Below are 13,387 nucleotides of genomic sequence, written 5' to 3'. Positions count from 1 at the left end.
AATCAATCACCTAAAACGGACACAATATCCTGGAATACTTTTTCCATGTCCTGTGTGCCGTCAACATTAGCTAAAACACCTGCAGCATTGTAATATTCAATCAGCGGCTGGGTCTGATCATGATATACGCTTAAACGTTTCTGAACGGTTTCAGGCTTATCATCGTCTCTTAACACCAGTTTCTCGCCGCAAACATCACAGATGCCTTCCTGTTTCGGAGGGTTATACACGATATGGTATGTAGCTCCGCAGGATACACATGCTCTTCTGCCTGACATTCTGTTTACAATATTTTCATCCGGCACATCCACATTGACTGCAAAGTCAACAGATTCCCCACGCACTTTTAAAGCGCTTGTAAGGCTTTCTGCCTGTGGAATGGTTCTTGGAAATCCATCCAAAACATAGCCGTCCGCACAATCAGCTTCCTGAATACGGTCCATCAGCATGCCGATCGTAATCTCGTCCGGCACCAGCTGTCCCTGATCCATAAATGCTTTTGCCTTCATTCCCAGCTCCGTACCGCCTTTGATATTCGCTCTGAATATATCTCCGGTAGAGATGTGTGGAATGTGATACTTTTCTGCAATTTTCTTCGCCTGGGTACCCTTACCAGCTCCAGGAGCGCCTAACATGATAATTTTCATAAGGTTGTCCTCCTATTCTAATTCCCCGTGGGAAATCAATTCCCACCAAGGCAAATGAATCCGGCAAAAAGCCGGATTCCATGCTTAGTCATTTAAAAATCCCTTATAGTTGCGAACAAGCATCTGGGATTCGATTGCTTTTAATGTTTCCAGTACAACACCGACGATAATGATCAGTGATGTTCCGCCGAAGGATAAACGGCTTACGCTGAATATGCCGGATATCGCGATCGGTATAACACATACGATTGTTAAACCACATGCGCCGATAAAAACAATATAATTTAAAATCCGGTTCAAATAATCTGAGGTTGGCTTACCCGGACGAATACCAGGGATGAAACCCCCCTGCTTTTTCATGTTGTTAGCAACTTCCAGCGGATTGAACGTGATTGATGTGTAGAAATACGCAAAAACAACGATCAATGCAATGTAAATAACTAAACCAATGGAATTGGCAGGTGACTCAGCTTTAAACCAAGATGATGAATTCAGCATCACCAGAATCTTTCCTCCGAACGTTGTATAATCCGGGTGGAAAAACTGTGCGATAACTACCGGGAACGACATAATGGAAGATGCGAAGATTACCGGGATAACACCAGCGGTATTAACCTTTAACGGGATATGTGAGGACTGGCCTCCAACCATCTTTCTGCCAACCATCTTCTTCGAATACTGTACCGGTATTCTGCGTTCACCATCCTGAAGAATGATTACAAACACTACCATGGCTACAATCAGCGCCAATATAATGATTACAGTCAAAGCGATAACAGGCACTTTCTTTCCATTAAGGAAACGGTCATGAAGCATTACCGCATCATCAGGAAGGCTGGAAATGATATTAAATAAAAGCACGATTGAAATACCATTGCCGACTCCGTTTTCAGTAATTCTTTCACCGATCCACATGAGAAGTGCACTACCTGCTGTCATGGCAGCGACTGCTACAATAACCATACCGGCTTTTCCCAAACCGGTCTGCAGATTATAATCCACTAAAAGACCCTGTCCGCCGAAACCAATCGCCATAGCGACAGATTGGATTAAAGCGAGAGCAACAGTCAGATAACGGGTATACTCCGCAATCTTCTTTCTTCCATCTTCGCCGTCACGCTGCATCTCCTCTAATTTAGGAATTGCAATCGTCATCAGCTGCATGATGATGGAAGATGTGATATAAGGGGTAATGCTCAGCGCGAAGAGAGACATGGAGGTAAAGGAACCGCCAGTCATCGCATCAAAGAAGCTGAATGCGTCTCCACTCTGCTTTGCAAAAAAGTCTGCAAAATAAGTTGTGTTAACTCCAGGAATTGGCATCTGAGAGCCAAACCTTATTACAATAAGCATTAAAAATGTAAAGATCAGTTTCTTTCTGAGGTCTTTAATTTTCCATGCATTACGGAGCGTTTTTAACATTAGATCACCTCGCAGGTTCCACCAACAGCCTCAATTTTAGATTTTGCACCTTCACTGAATGCATCAACCTTTACAGTGAGCTTTTTGGTTAATTCTCCATTTCCAAGAATTTTAACTCCATCTCTTGGGTTTTTAACGATTCCGCTCTCAATTAAAGACTCTACAGTAACTACTGCGCCGTCTTCAAATTTCTCTAATGCTTCTACGTTAATACCTACGATAGTTTTTGTATTTCTATTCTTAAAGCCTCTCTTAGGAAGACGTCTGTATAATGGCATCTGACCACCTTCGAAGCCTGGTCTCGGAGCTCCGGAACGAGCTTTCTGGCCTTTGTGTCCTTTACCAGCTGTCTTACCATTACCTGAAGCGTGTCCGCGGCCTCTTCTGAAATTATCGCTGTGCTTGGAACCTTCAGCAGGTTGTAAATTTGATAAATCCATGACTGCACCTCCTTACTATTTTCTTTAGATCTCTTCTACTTTAACCAAATGTTTTACGTGCCAGATCATGCCTCTAACTGCGTCGTTATCAGGCAGTTCAACTGTTTTGTTCACTTTCTTTAAACCTAAAGCTTCAACAGTTGCTTTCTGTTTTGGAATCGCACCAATTGGGGATTTTACTAATGTAACTTTTAATTTCTCTGCCATTATTCTCTCCTCCTTAGCCCAAAATCTCTTCTACAGATTTGCCACGAAGTTTTGCAACTTCTTCCGGAGTTTTCAACTGACATAATCCTTCGATCGTAGCAAGAACTACGTTAGTCTTGTTGTTTGATCCTAAAGATTTTGTACGGATGTTTTTAATACCTGCAAGCTCCAATACGGAACGGGCAGGACCTCCTGCGATAACACCGGTACCTTCCGGAGCTCTCTTTAATAATACAGATGCGCTTCCGAATTTACCAACGAAATCATGTGGAATACTATTGTTTTCATCTACAGGAATTTCTACAAGATTCTTGGTAGCTGCCTCTTTTCCTTTACGGATTGCTTCAGGAACTTCACCAGCTTTGCCAAGGCCTGCGCCTACGTGTCCATTGCCATCGCCTACTACTACTAAAGCAGAGAATCTCATGGTACGTCCGCCTTTTACAGTTTTCGATACACGCTTAATAGCTACTACCTTGTCATTTAATTCTAACTGACTTGGGTCAATAATTGTACGTTTCATGCCGTTCTCCTCTCTACTAGAATTCCAGACCAGCCTCACGGGCTGCATCTGCTAATGCCTGAACTTTTCCCTGATAAATGAAGCCGCCTCTATCGAAAACTACATTTTTAATGCCTTTTTCTAATGCTCTCTTGGCGATCAAGGTACCTACGTATGCTGCAGCAGCCACATCATTAGTTTTCTCTAATTCTGCTTTTGCTTCTTTTTCAACTGTTGAAGCATAAACTAAAGTATTACCAACTGTATCGTCAATAATTTGAGCATACATATGATTATTACTTCTGAACACTGCTAAACGTGGTCTCTCTGCTGTACCAGCAAAACGATTACGTAATCTAGCGTGTTTTTTTGCGCGGATTTCGCTTCTTGACTGTTTACTAACCATTTTTACACTCTCCTTAATTATTTCTTACCAGTCTTACCAACTTTACGTCTGATAACTTCATCAGCATACTTAATACCTTTGCCCTTGTATGGTTCAGGTCTTCTCTTATCTCTGATTTCAGCAGCGTACTGGCCAACTTTTTCTTTATCAATACCCTTGATGGTGATTTTATTCTGTCCTTCCAGAACAGACTCTAAACCTTCCGGATCTTCCATCTCTACCGGATGAGAATATCCAAGAGAAAGGATTAATTTCTTACCCTGTTTTTGTGCTCTGTAACCAACACCATTAACTTCAAGTACTTTCTCATATCCTTCGGTAACACCGTGGATCATGTTAGCAACTAAAGTTCTGGTTAAACCATGTAAAGATTTCATCTTCTTTAAATCACTTGGTCTGGTTACTACAATATGACCATCTTCTTCTTTGATTGTCATCTCTATTGGCAACTCTCTTTCCAGAGTTCCCTTAGGACCTTTTACAGTCACTTTGTTATTCTCTGCGATTGTAACAGTTACTCCTGCCGGAACCGCGATAGGCATTCTTCCTATACGTGACATGCCATTTACCTCCTACTTAAATTCTCGGAAGAAACATCTGCGTCTCTTCTGTTTTCAGCTTCCTATAATTACCAAACAAATGCAAGAACTTCTCCGCCTACACCTAACTGACGTGCTTCTTTATCTGTAATAACGCCCTGGTTTGTAGAAAGAATAGCTGTACCTAAACCACCAAGTACTTTTGGTAACTCTTCTTTGTTTGCATAAACGCGAAGACCTGGTTTAGAAATTCTCTTAATACCGGAAATAATTTTTTCGTTTTTATCTTTACCGTATTTTAATGTGATGCGGATTACCTGGAATGCACCATCTTCTACGATATCATATTTCTCAACATAGCCCTCTTTTACAAGGATATCAGCGATAGCTAATTTCATCTTGGATGAAGGTACGTCTACTGTATCATGTTTAGCAGTATTTGCATTACGGATTCTTGTAAGCATATCTGCGATTGGATCACTCATTGTCATGGATATTGCCTCCTTCCTTAATCTTACCAGCTTGCTTTCTTAACACCTGGTATCTGTCCTTTGTATGCTAATTCACGGAAACAAATACGGCAGATTCCGTATTTTCTTAAATAAGCATGTGGACGGCCACAAATTCTGCAGCGGTTGTATTCTCTACTGGAGAATTTAGCCGGGCGCTGCTGCTTAATTTTCATTGAAGTCTTAGCCATGGAATACTCCTCCTAACTATTTTTGAAATGGCATATTGAATAATGTCAAAAGTTCACGGGCTTCTTCATCTGTCTTAGCAGTGGTTACGAAAATAACATCCATACCTCTTACTTTGTCAACTTTATCGTATTCAATCTCAGGGAAAATCAACTGCTCTTTAATTCCTAAAGCATAATTTCCTCTGCCGTCAAATGCGTTAGGGTTAACACCTCTGAAGTCACGTACACGAGGTAATGCGAGGTTGATCAGACGATCAGCGAATTCATACATTTTCTCGCCGCGTAATGTAACTTTACATCCGATTGGCATACCTTCTCTGATTTTGAAGTTAGCAACTGAATTCTTAGCTCTTGTTGTTACGGCTTTCTGTCCGGAAATGATTTCCATATCTCTAACAGCAGAGTCTAAAACTTTAGCGTTGTCTTTAGCTTCACCAACACCCATGTTGATAACAATCTTATCTAACTTAGGCACTTCCATGATGTTTTTATATCCGAATTTTTTGATCATAGCTTCTACGATCTCATTTTGATACATCTCTTTTAATCTAGCCAACTTGTGTTTCCTCCTCTCTGCTATTAGTCAATTACTTTGCCGGTAGCTTTCGCAACACGAACTTTTTTGCCGTCTTTTACTTCAAAACCGACTCTGGTTGCTTTGCCATCAACAACTAACATAATATTTGAAATATCGATAGGGCTTTCCTGATGGATGATTCCACCGTTTGGATTGCCTGCGCTTGGTTTTGCATGCTTTGTTACCATGTTGCATCCTTCAACCAGTACAGTGCCGTTTTTGGTATTTACGGTAATTACTTTACCGGTTTTATCTTTATCTTTACCTGCGATCACTTTTACTAAGTCATCTTTTTTGATTTTATGCACAGTGGACACCTCCTTATAATACTTCTGGTGCTAAAGAGACAATCTTCATGAACTGTTTCTCACGTAATTCTCTTGCTACCGGTCCAAAGATACGAGTTCCTCTTGGAGTCTTGTCATCTTTGATTATTACTGCTGCGTTCTCATCGAACTTAATATAGGAACCGTCTTTACGACGTGCGCCCTTAACGGTACGAACGACAACGGCTTTCACAACGTCACCTTTTTTTACAACACCACCTGGTGTTGCATCTTTAACAGAAGCAACGATTACATCACCAATATTAGCATATCTTCTTGTAGATCCACCTAAAACACGGATACAAAGGATCTCTTTTGCACCAGTATTATCGGCAACTCTCAATCTGGTTTCCTGCTGAATCATGCCTGATACTCCTTCCTTGTTTTCGCCTTGCAAAATAAACGTGAAACGCGAACTCCGCTTTACTTCGTTTGCGCAGCGCAAATTTGCTCAGCAAATTTACTTTATTTTGCTTTTTCGATAATCTCTACAAGTCTCCATCTTTTATCTTTAGATAAAGGTCTTGTTTCCATAACTTTTACTGTATCGCCAATCGCACATTCATTTTTTTCATCATGCGCTTTTAATTTAATAGATCTTTTCACGATCTTTCCGTATAAAGGATGTTTTACATGGTCTTCAATAGCAACGACGATTGTTTTATCCATCTTGTTGCTTACAACCTTACCGGTACGTGTTTTTCTTAAATTTCTTTCCACGACTACTGTTTCTCCTTTCAAATAGCGAATATTGACTATTCGCATCCGCTATAGAATCTATATTCCAATTATGCCAATTTCGCTTTTTCTGTAATAACAGTCTGAATTCTGGCAATGTTCTTACGAACTTCCTTAATTCTGCTGGTGTTATCTAATTGGTTAGTTGCATTCTGGAATCTCAAATTAAAAAGTTCTTTCTTAGCAGCTACTAATTCTTCATTCAACTCTGCAGCTGATTTCACCTTTAAATCTTCTACATATTTATTAGTCTTCACTGTTATCACCGCCTTCTAAATCTGCTTTAGAAGCAATTTTGCACTTGCAAGGCAATTTATGCATAGCAAGACGTAATGCTTCACGAGCTACATCCTCTGGTACACCAGCGATTTCAAACATAACACGGCCCGGTTTAACTACTGCTACCCAATATTCAAGAGCGCCTTTACCGGAACCCATACGGGTTTCTGCTGGTTTTGCTGTTACAGGTTTATCTGGGAATATTTTAATCCAAACTTTACCACCACGTTTGATATAACGAGTCATAGCAACACGGGCTGCTTCGATCTGATTGGATTTGATCCAACATGGTTCTGTAGCGACTAAACCGTATTCACCGTTAGAAATTGTATTACCTCTAAGTGCTTTTCCTGCCATGTTTCCACGGAACTGTTTACGACGCTTAACTCTCTTAGGCATTAACATTATTTATCGCTCCCTTCCTTGTTTCCTTTAGTAGGAAGAACTTCGCCTTTGTAGATCCAAACCTTAACGCCTAATTTGCCGTAGGTTGTATCTGCCTCTGCGAAACCATAGTCAATATCTGCTCTTAATGTCTGAAGCGGGATTGTTCCTTCGCTATAGAACTCAGTACGAGCCATATCAGCACCGCCAAGACGACCTGCAACTGCAGTCTTAATACCTTTAATTCCGGCTTTCATTGAACGTCCCATAGTAGACTTCATGGCACGTCTGAAAGATACACGGTTCTCCAGCTGCTGTGCGATAGATTCTGCTACTAACTGAGCATCCTTATCCGGTCTCTTGATTTCTTTGATATCAACGAATAATTTCTTATCTGTTAATTTCTGAACTTCTGCTTTTAATTTTTCAATTTCAGCTCCGCCCTTGCCGATAACAACGCCAGGTTTTGCTGTATAAATGATAACTTTAACTCTGTCAGATGCTCTTTCGATTTCGATTTTAGAAATTCCAGCGCTGTACAGTCTCTTCTTTAAAAATGTACGGATGTTGTAATCTTCTACTAAACAATCAGCGAAATCAGCTTCAGCATACCATTTGGAGTCCCAGTCTTTAATAACACCGACTCTTAAGCCGTGTGGATTAACTTTCTGTCCCATATTTGCCTCCTATCTTTCATTAAGCACGATTGTGATGTGGCTCATTCTCTTCTCGATTCTGTAAGCTCTGCCCTGTGCTCTCGGTTTTACTCTCTTCATTGTCGGTCCTTTATTTGCATAGCATTCCTCAACATAAAGGTTCTCAACGCTCATTCCGTTATTGTTTTCAGCATTAGCGATTGCTGATTTTAATAATTTTTCAATTAATGTAGAAGCATATCTTGGATTGTAAGTTACAATACCAAGTGCAGTAGTCACATCTTTGCCTCTAATGGCATCTAATACGAAACATGCTTTCTGAACAGATACTCTGGCGTAAGATAACTTAGCAGATGGTCTGGTATCTTTCTGCGCATTTCTTTCTCTCTTAATCTGGGATCTATGTCCTCTAGCCATTGGTGAAACCTCCTTTCAAATACTTGTATCCTAACGACGGGTCTTCTTCTCGTCTTTACCATGTCCTCTGTAAGTTCTGGTAGCTACGAATTCTCCAAGTTTATGTCCAACCATATCTTCGGTTACGTATACCGGAACGTGTTTTCTACCATCATGAACTGCAATTGTATGTCCAACCATCTGTGGGAAGATTGTAGAACGGCGTGACCAGGTCTTAATAACCTGCTTCTGTCCTGCTGCGTTCATAGCATCTACTTTTTTCAGCAAATGCGCATCTGCAAATGGTCCTTTTTTAAGTGAACGTGCCATAGGTTTTAATCCTCCTTCAATTATTTAATGGTCTTTCCATCTCTTCTTCTTACAATCAGTTTATTAGACTGTTTGTTTTTCTTTCTTGTCTTCAAGCCAAGTGCTGGTTTACCCCATGGTGTACATGGACCTGGGCGGCCGATACCGGTCTTACCTTCACCACCACCGTGTGGATGGTCGTTAGGGTTCATAACGGAACCACGAACTGTAGGTCTGATACCCATATGACGTTTTCTACCAGCTTTACCGATGTTAATCAGGGAGTGCTCTCCGTTACCAACAACACCGATTGTAGCTCTACAGATGATCGGAACCATTCTCATTTCACCTGAAGGAAGTCTTAATGTTGCATATTTGCCTTCTTTAGCCATTAACTGAGCTGCGTTTCCAGCAGAACGAACCAGCTGTCCGCCTTTGCCCGGATATAATTCAATGTTGTGAATCTGTGCACCAACAGGGATCTCGCTCAGTGGTAAACAGTTACCAACTTTTGCTTCAGCCTGTGGGCCGCTCATAACTTTCATTCCATCTGTAAGTCCTGCAGGAGCGAGGATGTAAGATTTTGTACCATCTTCATAACAGATAAGAGCGATGTTAGCTGTTCTGTTTGGATCGTATTCAATACCGATAACAGTTGCGGAAATTCCGTCTTTGCTGTTTCTCTTGAAATCGATCATTCTATATTTTCTTCTTGAGCCGCCTCCGCGGTGTCTTACTGTAATTTTACCCTGATTGTTACGTCCTGCGTTTTTGTTTAAGGAAGTAACTAAAGACTTTTCCGGGGTTGACTTTGTGATTTCACTGAAGTCAGATCCTGTCATGTGTCTTCTGGAAGGTGTATATGGGTTAAATGTTTTAATTCCCATTTTAAACTCTCCTTTCAATTCTCAACGCGTCCACGCGTTTCCTTTTATCACGGCATAAAAAATGCCGTATATTCAACTTGTTATAAATCTTACAGTCCCTGGAAGATCTCGATATCCTTGCTGTCAGCTGTCAGCTTAACAATCGCTTTTTTGGTTTTAGCAGTTTTACCAACTACTGCGCCTCTTCTGCGGTTTTTGCCTTCCAGATTCATAGTGTTAACACTGTCAACTTTTGTTCCTGGGAACATCTTTTCAACAGCTTCTTTAATCATAGCCTTGTTAGCTTCCGGATGAACTAAGAAAGTGTATTTTTTTTCTGCCATAGCATTCATACTCTTTTCAGTTACAACTGGTTTGAGGATTACATCGTAATATTGAACGTTTGCCATTATGCGTACACCTCCTCGATACTTGCAACAGCTGCCTTGGTAGCTACTACTGTGTTGTATTTCAAAATGTCGTAAACATTGATTGTATTAACATATGCTGTCTGGATAGAGGCAATGTTTCTTGCAGATAAAGCTGCTTTCTCGCTGCCTTCGCCCAGGATAACAAGTGCTTTCTTTACTTTCAGGTTGTTCATGATATTCTGGAAATTCTTTGTTTTAACTTCATCAAAGTTGATCTCATCAACAACGATGAACTTGTTCTCGTTAACTCTGCTTGTTAAAGCGGATTTAAGAGCTGCTCTTTTTTCTTTCTTGTTTAACTTGATTGTATAATCTCTTGGAGTTGGAGCAAATACTACTCCGCCGCCTGTCCACTGTGGGGATCTTGTTGAACCCTGTCTTGCATGACCGGTTCCTTTCTGCTTCCATGGCTTTCTTCCACCACCGGAAACTTCAGAACGAGTTTTAGCTTTCTGTGTTCCCTGACGTTTGTTTGCAAGCTGAGCTACAACTGCCATGTGTACAAGATGTTCGTTAACCTCAACACCGAATACAGCATCATTCAGTTCTAACGTTCCAACTTCATTACCTTCAATATTGTAAACAGATACGTTTGCCATCTGTGTGTTCCTCCTTTCCTATAAAAGCATTAGCGTGCTTTTACTGTTTCTTTCAGTGTTACTAAAGACTTCTTAGGTCCTGGTACAGCGCCTTTAACTAAGATCAAGTTGTTTTCAGTATCAACTTTAACGATCTCAAGGTTCTGGATGGTGATCTTCTTGTTACCCATGTGACCTGGCATCTTCTTGCCCTTGAATACCTTGCTTGGATCAGATGCAGAACCGTTTGAACCAGCATGACGATGGAATTTAGAACCATGAGCCATAGGTCCTCTGGACTGTCCGTGTCTCTTAATAGCACCCTGGAAACCTTTACCTTTGGAAATAGCAGTTGCGTCAATCTTGTCGCCAGCTGCGAAGATATCTGCTTTGATTTCGTCTTTTACTGAATATTCTTCAGCGTTCTCGAATTTGAATTCTCTTACGAATCTCTTGTAAGCAACTCCGGCCTTATCAAAGTGGCCTTTTACTGGTTTTGTGACTAATTTTGCTCTCTTGTCTACAAATCCAACCTGTACTGCTTTGTAACCATCATTCTCAACTGTCTTAACCTGTGTAACTACACATGGGCCAGCCTGAAGAACTGTTACCGGAGTCAAAGTTCCGTCTTCATTGAAGATTTGAGTCATTCCGACTTTAGTAGCTAAAATAGCTTTCTTCATAACTAATTACCTCCTGTTTGTTGATCTACAGCGGAACGCATTACGCGTTCATCCTAGAACAGTCAAATATACGTGGAACACTATAACTCCCATTGGGAGATGTTGATTCCTCTTCAGGAAAGAGTGTTGCTTCTATATATAACCCTTCAGGATATTACCTTGTCCATCGAAAACCTTATTTGGTTTTCATCTTGATATCAATGTACACACCAGCTGGCATCTCTAATCTTGATAATGCATCAACTGTTTTCTGGCTTGGTGTGATGATATCGATAAGTCTCTTGTGAGTTCTCTGTTCGAACTGCTCTCTTGAATCTTTGTACTTATGAACCGCTCTTAAAATTGTTACCACTTCTTTTTTAGTTGGTAACGGCACCGGTCCGCTCACCTGTGATCCTGTCTTTTTTACAGTCTCGATGATTTTTCCAGCTGACTGATCTACTAACTGATGATCGTAAGCTTTTAATGTGATTCTCATTACTTGACTTGCCATAAAAAAAGTCGCCTCCTTTTCGCACTTATTACTCGAAGTACGACAAGCGGTGACTGTACACGTTCCCGTGTGTGTCCTCACGAATCACACACAAAATTCCCACATATCTGCTAGAACCTTAGTAAATTGTACAGTGACTTGTCGCCAGTTTCCTAACTTGACATTCGCTCCACGGAACACCTACCACATCGGGCAGCAACCTCACGCTTCACCGCTATCATGCCACAGCTTTGTAAGCATATCACATTTTCCTTTTATTTGCAAGTATTTTTTTATTTATTTTATTATTTGGAGAAAACCTTGATAATATAAGGGATTTCAGGATTTTTTCTCAGTCATTGGCCAAGGCGTATCGAAAAACAAACAGAGCAGCATGGCCGGATAACCCGGGCGCATGCCGCTCTGAATCAATTCTGTTTCTTCCTATTAATAATGGCTGGACCAAACCGGTTCGGAAGGTTCGTTATAAGAGCTTGCAGGCTCTTCATCGTCCTCTTTTACCAGGATGCCCGTACTGTTTGTCTTATACTTAACTCCGTCTCCATTTTTCACGGTGGTGGATTTTGCAAGTTTTCCGGAAGTATTGACAACGTAATTCTTATTATCAATGGTGATTACCTGGTATTTCGTTCCGCTTTCCGCTTTCTGAAGTTTGCCCATATAATACAGATATCCGTCTTTTACTCCGTTATATCCTTTACCGGTATCTGCAAAGTAAAACTCGCTTACGTTACCATCGTCTTCTTCAACCTTGCGTTTGCCTTTCAGGACTGAACTGGTTGCCTTATCTCCAAAATAGTAGGCGGTATAGTTGCCGCTTTCCGCAAGCTCGATCTTCTGAAGTCCGTAAACAGGATTTCCCTTGTCATTAAACAGATAGGTGCGGCCGTTCAGCTTGAAGAAATCGCTGGTGCTGGCATCGCCTTCTTTCGGGCCTGACTTTGGTTTTCCCTGGTTGCTGAAATAGAACCACTCCACTTCATCCTCATAATTGCTGGCAATAGGCTCCGGAGGTTCGATGGACAGCCAGCCTGTCTTTACCTTGCCGTCCGTTCCATAATACCGGTAATCTTCAATGGAAGCGTTCTCATCCGCATCATCCCCTACATTCACCCAGCCTGTCTGCATCGCGCCGTCGCTGTCGAAACAATAGTATACGCCGTTAACCTTTTTCTCTTCATAATCTTTATTATTATCGGCGCAGTACTTTTTTCCTGAATTTGTGAAGTAGAACCAGTATTTTCCGTCCCCGTCCTCACTGGCCGGAGTCACCCGGTCCTGATCGTAATCGTCATCCGGCGGATAGAGCTTCTGCCAGCCGGTCTTCATAACGCCGTCATCGCCTGCATAATACATATCATCGTCAACCCAGCCGGTTTCCATCCTGCCTTCGTCGTCGAAATGATACCACTTGTTGTCCACCTTTTTCCATCCATCAACGGCCGCTTTGCCGTTCTGGGTAAAATAGTACCAGTAGGAATCGCCGCTTCCAGACTCGGCCAGCTTCATCCACTTGTTTGTAACCATGATACCGTTGGAATCCATATAATAAGTATCCTCTACCCAGCTGTTAAGCACCATCTCACCGTTGCTTCCCAAATAGCGCCACAGGTCGTCCGCGCCTTTTTTCCACGCGTTTGTCGTCTTATTGCCATTCGAATCATAATATACCCAATTGCCGTTAGACTGTGTCCATCCTTCTGCAGCATATGCAGAAAACGCCATAGTTCCTGCACACAATGCAGCGGCCAGCACAAGCACTGCCAATTTTCTTTTTTTCATACCATCGCTCCTTTAAGGTTCTTCCC

At 41.4% G+C, this 13,387-nt stretch carries 24 protein-coding genes; all 24 read right to left on the bottom strand.

Annotated elements, in window-relative coordinates:
- Nucleotides 1-2: 2 nt before the first annotated feature.
- Entirely contained in the window at nt 3-647 is a 645-nt protein-coding gene (locus tag C0033_RS25485; RefSeq protein ID WP_103230673.1) for an adenylate kinase, read from the bottom strand.
- Nucleotides 648-731: 84 nt separating this feature from the next.
- Entirely contained in the window at nt 732-2,069 is a 1,338-nt protein-coding gene (gene secY / locus C0033_RS25480; RefSeq protein ID WP_103230672.1) for a preprotein translocase subunit SecY, read from the bottom strand.
- Complete coding sequence (rplO, locus tag C0033_RS25475; RefSeq protein WP_103230671.1) at nt 2,069-2,509, bottom strand: 50S ribosomal protein L15; 441 nt, start codon at nt 2,507-2,509, stop codon at nt 2,069-2,071. Before rplO ends, secY begins: the two co-directional genes overlap by 1 nt.
- Nucleotides 2,510-2,533: 24 nt before the next feature.
- Nucleotides 2,534-2,716 (bottom strand): 50S ribosomal protein L30, encoded by a 183-nt coding sequence (gene rpmD / locus C0033_RS25470; RefSeq protein WP_103230670.1) that lies wholly within the window; start codon nt 2,714-2,716, stop codon nt 2,534-2,536.
- A gap of 13 nt (nt 2,717-2,729) precedes the next feature.
- A complete protein-coding gene (gene rpsE / locus C0033_RS25465; RefSeq protein WP_103230669.1) occupies nt 2,730-3,239 on the bottom strand; it encodes a 30S ribosomal protein S5 in 510 nt (169 codons plus the stop codon).
- Between the two features lie 16 nt (nt 3,240-3,255).
- Nucleotides 3,256-3,624 carry a 50S ribosomal protein L18 gene (rplR, locus tag C0033_RS25460; RefSeq protein WP_103230668.1) on the bottom strand — a complete coding sequence of 123 codons (369 nt, stop codon included), beginning with the start codon at nt 3,622-3,624 and terminating at the stop codon, nt 3,256-3,258.
- Nucleotides 3,625-3,641: 17 nt separating this feature from the next.
- Nucleotides 3,642-4,184, bottom strand: coding sequence for a 50S ribosomal protein L6 (rplF, locus tag C0033_RS25455; RefSeq protein WP_103230667.1), 543 nt, complete (start codon nt 4,182-4,184; stop codon nt 3,642-3,644).
- A gap of 68 nt (nt 4,185-4,252) precedes the next feature.
- On the bottom strand, nt 4,253-4,654 hold the full coding sequence (gene rpsH, locus C0033_RS25450) for a 30S ribosomal protein S8 (RefSeq protein WP_103230666.1): 402 nt from the start codon (nt 4,652-4,654) through the stop codon (nt 4,253-4,255).
- A gap of 23 nt (nt 4,655-4,677) precedes the next feature.
- Nucleotides 4,678-4,863 carry a type Z 30S ribosomal protein S14 gene (locus C0033_RS25445; protein WP_002604691.1) on the bottom strand — a complete coding sequence of 62 codons (186 nt, stop codon included), beginning with the start codon at nt 4,861-4,863 and terminating at the stop codon, nt 4,678-4,680.
- Between the two features lie 16 nt (nt 4,864-4,879).
- Nucleotides 4,880-5,419, bottom strand: coding sequence for a 50S ribosomal protein L5 (gene rplE, locus C0033_RS25440; RefSeq protein ID WP_103230665.1), 540 nt, complete (start codon nt 5,417-5,419; stop codon nt 4,880-4,882).
- Nucleotides 5,420-5,442: 23 nt separating this feature from the next.
- The gene (gene rplX / locus C0033_RS25435) at nt 5,443-5,748 is read right to left on the bottom strand and encodes a 50S ribosomal protein L24 (RefSeq protein WP_103230664.1); all 306 of its coding nucleotides are present in this window, start codon (nt 5,746-5,748) and stop codon (nt 5,443-5,445) included.
- A 13-nt stretch (nt 5,749-5,761) separates the two neighbouring features.
- Complete coding sequence (gene rplN, locus C0033_RS25430; RefSeq protein ID WP_103230663.1) at nt 5,762-6,130, bottom strand: 50S ribosomal protein L14; 369 nt, start codon at nt 6,128-6,130, stop codon at nt 5,762-5,764.
- Nucleotides 6,131-6,231: 101 nt separating this feature from the next.
- Nucleotides 6,232-6,531, bottom strand: a complete 300-nt coding sequence (gene rpsQ, locus C0033_RS25425; RefSeq protein WP_180994897.1) for a 30S ribosomal protein S17 — start codon at nt 6,529-6,531, stop codon at nt 6,232-6,234.
- A gap of 23 nt (nt 6,532-6,554) precedes the next feature.
- Nucleotides 6,555-6,761, bottom strand: coding sequence for a 50S ribosomal protein L29 (gene rpmC / locus C0033_RS25420; RefSeq protein ID WP_103230661.1), 207 nt, complete (start codon nt 6,759-6,761; stop codon nt 6,555-6,557).
- On the bottom strand, nt 6,751-7,188 hold the full coding sequence (gene rplP, locus C0033_RS25415; protein WP_103230660.1) for a 50S ribosomal protein L16: 438 nt from the start codon (nt 7,186-7,188) through the stop codon (nt 6,751-6,753). The genes rpmC and rplP overlap by 11 nt, the downstream gene beginning before the upstream one ends.
- Nucleotides 7,188-7,844 carry a 30S ribosomal protein S3 gene (gene rpsC / locus C0033_RS25410; RefSeq protein ID WP_103230659.1) on the bottom strand — a complete coding sequence of 219 codons (657 nt, stop codon included), beginning with the start codon at nt 7,842-7,844 and terminating at the stop codon, nt 7,188-7,190. Before rpsC ends, rplP begins: the two co-directional genes overlap by 1 nt.
- A 9-nt stretch (nt 7,845-7,853) precedes the next feature.
- The gene (gene rplV / locus C0033_RS25405; protein WP_103230658.1) at nt 7,854-8,240 is read right to left on the bottom strand and encodes a 50S ribosomal protein L22; all 387 of its coding nucleotides are present in this window, start codon (nt 8,238-8,240) and stop codon (nt 7,854-7,856) included.
- A 30-nt stretch (nt 8,241-8,270) separates the two neighbouring features.
- Nucleotides 8,271-8,549, bottom strand: coding sequence for a 30S ribosomal protein S19 (gene rpsS, locus C0033_RS25400; RefSeq protein ID WP_103230657.1), 279 nt, complete (start codon nt 8,547-8,549; stop codon nt 8,271-8,273).
- Nucleotides 8,550-8,569: 20 nt separating this feature from the next.
- Nucleotides 8,570-9,415, bottom strand: a complete 846-nt coding sequence (rplB, locus tag C0033_RS25395) for a 50S ribosomal protein L2 (RefSeq protein ID WP_103230656.1) — start codon at nt 9,413-9,415, stop codon at nt 8,570-8,572.
- An 89-nt stretch (nt 9,416-9,504) separates the two neighbouring features.
- Nucleotides 9,505-9,804, bottom strand: a complete 300-nt coding sequence (rplW, locus tag C0033_RS25390; RefSeq protein ID WP_103230655.1) for a 50S ribosomal protein L23 — start codon at nt 9,802-9,804, stop codon at nt 9,505-9,507.
- Entirely contained in the window at nt 9,804-10,424 is a 621-nt protein-coding gene (gene rplD / locus C0033_RS25385; protein ID WP_103230654.1) for a 50S ribosomal protein L4, read from the bottom strand. The genes rplW and rplD overlap by 1 nt, the downstream gene beginning before the upstream one ends.
- Nucleotides 10,425-10,453: 29 nt before the next feature.
- On the bottom strand, nt 10,454-11,086 hold the full coding sequence (gene rplC, locus C0033_RS25380; protein ID WP_103230653.1) for a 50S ribosomal protein L3: 633 nt from the start codon (nt 11,084-11,086) through the stop codon (nt 10,454-10,456).
- A gap of 175 nt (nt 11,087-11,261) precedes the next feature.
- Nucleotides 11,262-11,579, bottom strand: a complete 318-nt coding sequence (rpsJ, locus tag C0033_RS25375; protein ID WP_103230652.1) for a 30S ribosomal protein S10 — start codon at nt 11,577-11,579, stop codon at nt 11,262-11,264.
- A 426-nt stretch (nt 11,580-12,005) separates the two neighbouring features.
- Entirely contained in the window at nt 12,006-13,361 is a 1,356-nt protein-coding gene (locus C0033_RS25370; protein ID WP_103230651.1) for a cell wall-binding protein, read from the bottom strand.
- Between the last annotated feature and the right edge of the window lie 26 nt (nt 13,362-13,387).

It is taken from the genome of Clostridium sp. chh4-2 (genome assembly GCF_002899675.1).
Taxonomy (GTDB): domain Bacteria; phylum Bacillota; class Clostridia; order Lachnospirales; family Lachnospiraceae; genus CHH4-2.
The sequence above is the reverse complement of the archived record's forward strand: the minus strand, read 5'-3'. Positions and strand labels throughout refer to the sequence as shown.

What these genes read in the sequence shown, in the direction of transcription:
- rplC (WP_103230653.1), bottom strand. Translation starts at nt 11,086, where the DNA reads ATGAAGAAAGCTATTTTAGCTACTAAAGTCGGAATGACTCAAATCTTC.
- rpsQ (WP_180994897.1), bottom strand. Translation starts at nt 6,531, where the DNA reads ATGCGAATAGTCAATATTCGCTATTTGAAAGGAGAAACAGTAGTCGTG.
- rpmD (WP_103230670.1), bottom strand. Translation starts at nt 2,716, where the DNA reads ATGGCAGAGAAATTAAAAGTTACATTAGTAAAATCCCCAATTGGTGCG.
- rplW (WP_103230655.1), bottom strand. Translation starts at nt 9,804, where the DNA reads ATGGCAAACGTTCAATATTACGATGTAATCCTCAAACCAGTTGTAACT.
- C0033_RS25445 (WP_002604691.1), bottom strand. Translation starts at nt 4,863, where the DNA reads ATGGCTAAGACTTCAATGAAAATTAAGCAGCAGCGCCCGGCTAAATTC.
- rpsE (WP_103230669.1), bottom strand. Translation starts at nt 3,239, where the DNA reads ATGAAACGTACAATTATTGACCCAAGTCAGTTAGAATTAAATGACAAG.
- C0033_RS25485 (WP_103230673.1), bottom strand. Translation starts at nt 647, where the DNA reads ATGAAAATTATCATGTTAGGCGCTCCTGGAGCTGGTAAGGGTACCCAG.
- C0033_RS25370 (WP_103230651.1), bottom strand. Translation starts at nt 13,361, where the DNA reads ATGAAAAAAAGAAAATTGGCAGTGCTTGTGCTGGCCGCTGCATTGTGT.
- rpsS (WP_103230657.1), bottom strand. Translation starts at nt 8,549, where the DNA reads ATGGCACGTTCACTTAAAAAAGGACCATTTGCAGATGCGCATTTGCTG.
- rplV (WP_103230658.1), bottom strand. Translation starts at nt 8,240, where the DNA reads ATGGCTAGAGGACATAGATCCCAGATTAAGAGAGAAAGAAATGCGCAG.
- rplN (WP_103230663.1), bottom strand. Translation starts at nt 6,130, where the DNA reads ATGATTCAGCAGGAAACCAGATTGAGAGTTGCCGATAATACTGGTGCA.
- rpsJ (WP_103230652.1), bottom strand. Translation starts at nt 11,579, where the DNA reads ATGGCAAGTCAAGTAATGAGAATCACATTAAAAGCTTACGATCATCAG.
- rplD (WP_103230654.1), bottom strand. Translation starts at nt 10,424, where the DNA reads ATGGCAAACGTATCTGTTTACAATATTGAAGGTAATGAAGTTGGAACG.
- secY (WP_103230672.1), bottom strand. Translation starts at nt 2,069, where the DNA reads ATGTTAAAAACGCTCCGTAATGCATGGAAAATTAAAGACCTCAGAAAG.
- rpsC (WP_103230659.1), bottom strand. Translation starts at nt 7,844, where the DNA reads ATGGGACAGAAAGTTAATCCACACGGCTTAAGAGTCGGTGTTATTAAA.
- rplO (WP_103230671.1), bottom strand. Translation starts at nt 2,509, where the DNA reads ATGGATTTATCAAATTTACAACCTGCTGAAGGTTCCAAGCACAGCGAT.
- rplF (WP_103230667.1), bottom strand. Translation starts at nt 4,184, where the DNA reads ATGTCACGTATAGGAAGAATGCCTATCGCGGTTCCGGCAGGAGTAACT.
- rplP (WP_103230660.1), bottom strand. Translation starts at nt 7,188, where the DNA reads ATGTTAATGCCTAAGAGAGTTAAGCGTCGTAAACAGTTCCGTGGAAAC.
- rpsH (WP_103230666.1), bottom strand. Translation starts at nt 4,654, where the DNA reads ATGACAATGAGTGATCCAATCGCAGATATGCTTACAAGAATCCGTAAT.
- rplR (WP_103230668.1), bottom strand. Translation starts at nt 3,624, where the DNA reads ATGGTTAGTAAACAGTCAAGAAGCGAAATCCGCGCAAAAAAACACGCT.
- rplB (WP_103230656.1), bottom strand. Translation starts at nt 9,415, where the DNA reads ATGGGAATTAAAACATTTAACCCATATACACCTTCCAGAAGACACATG.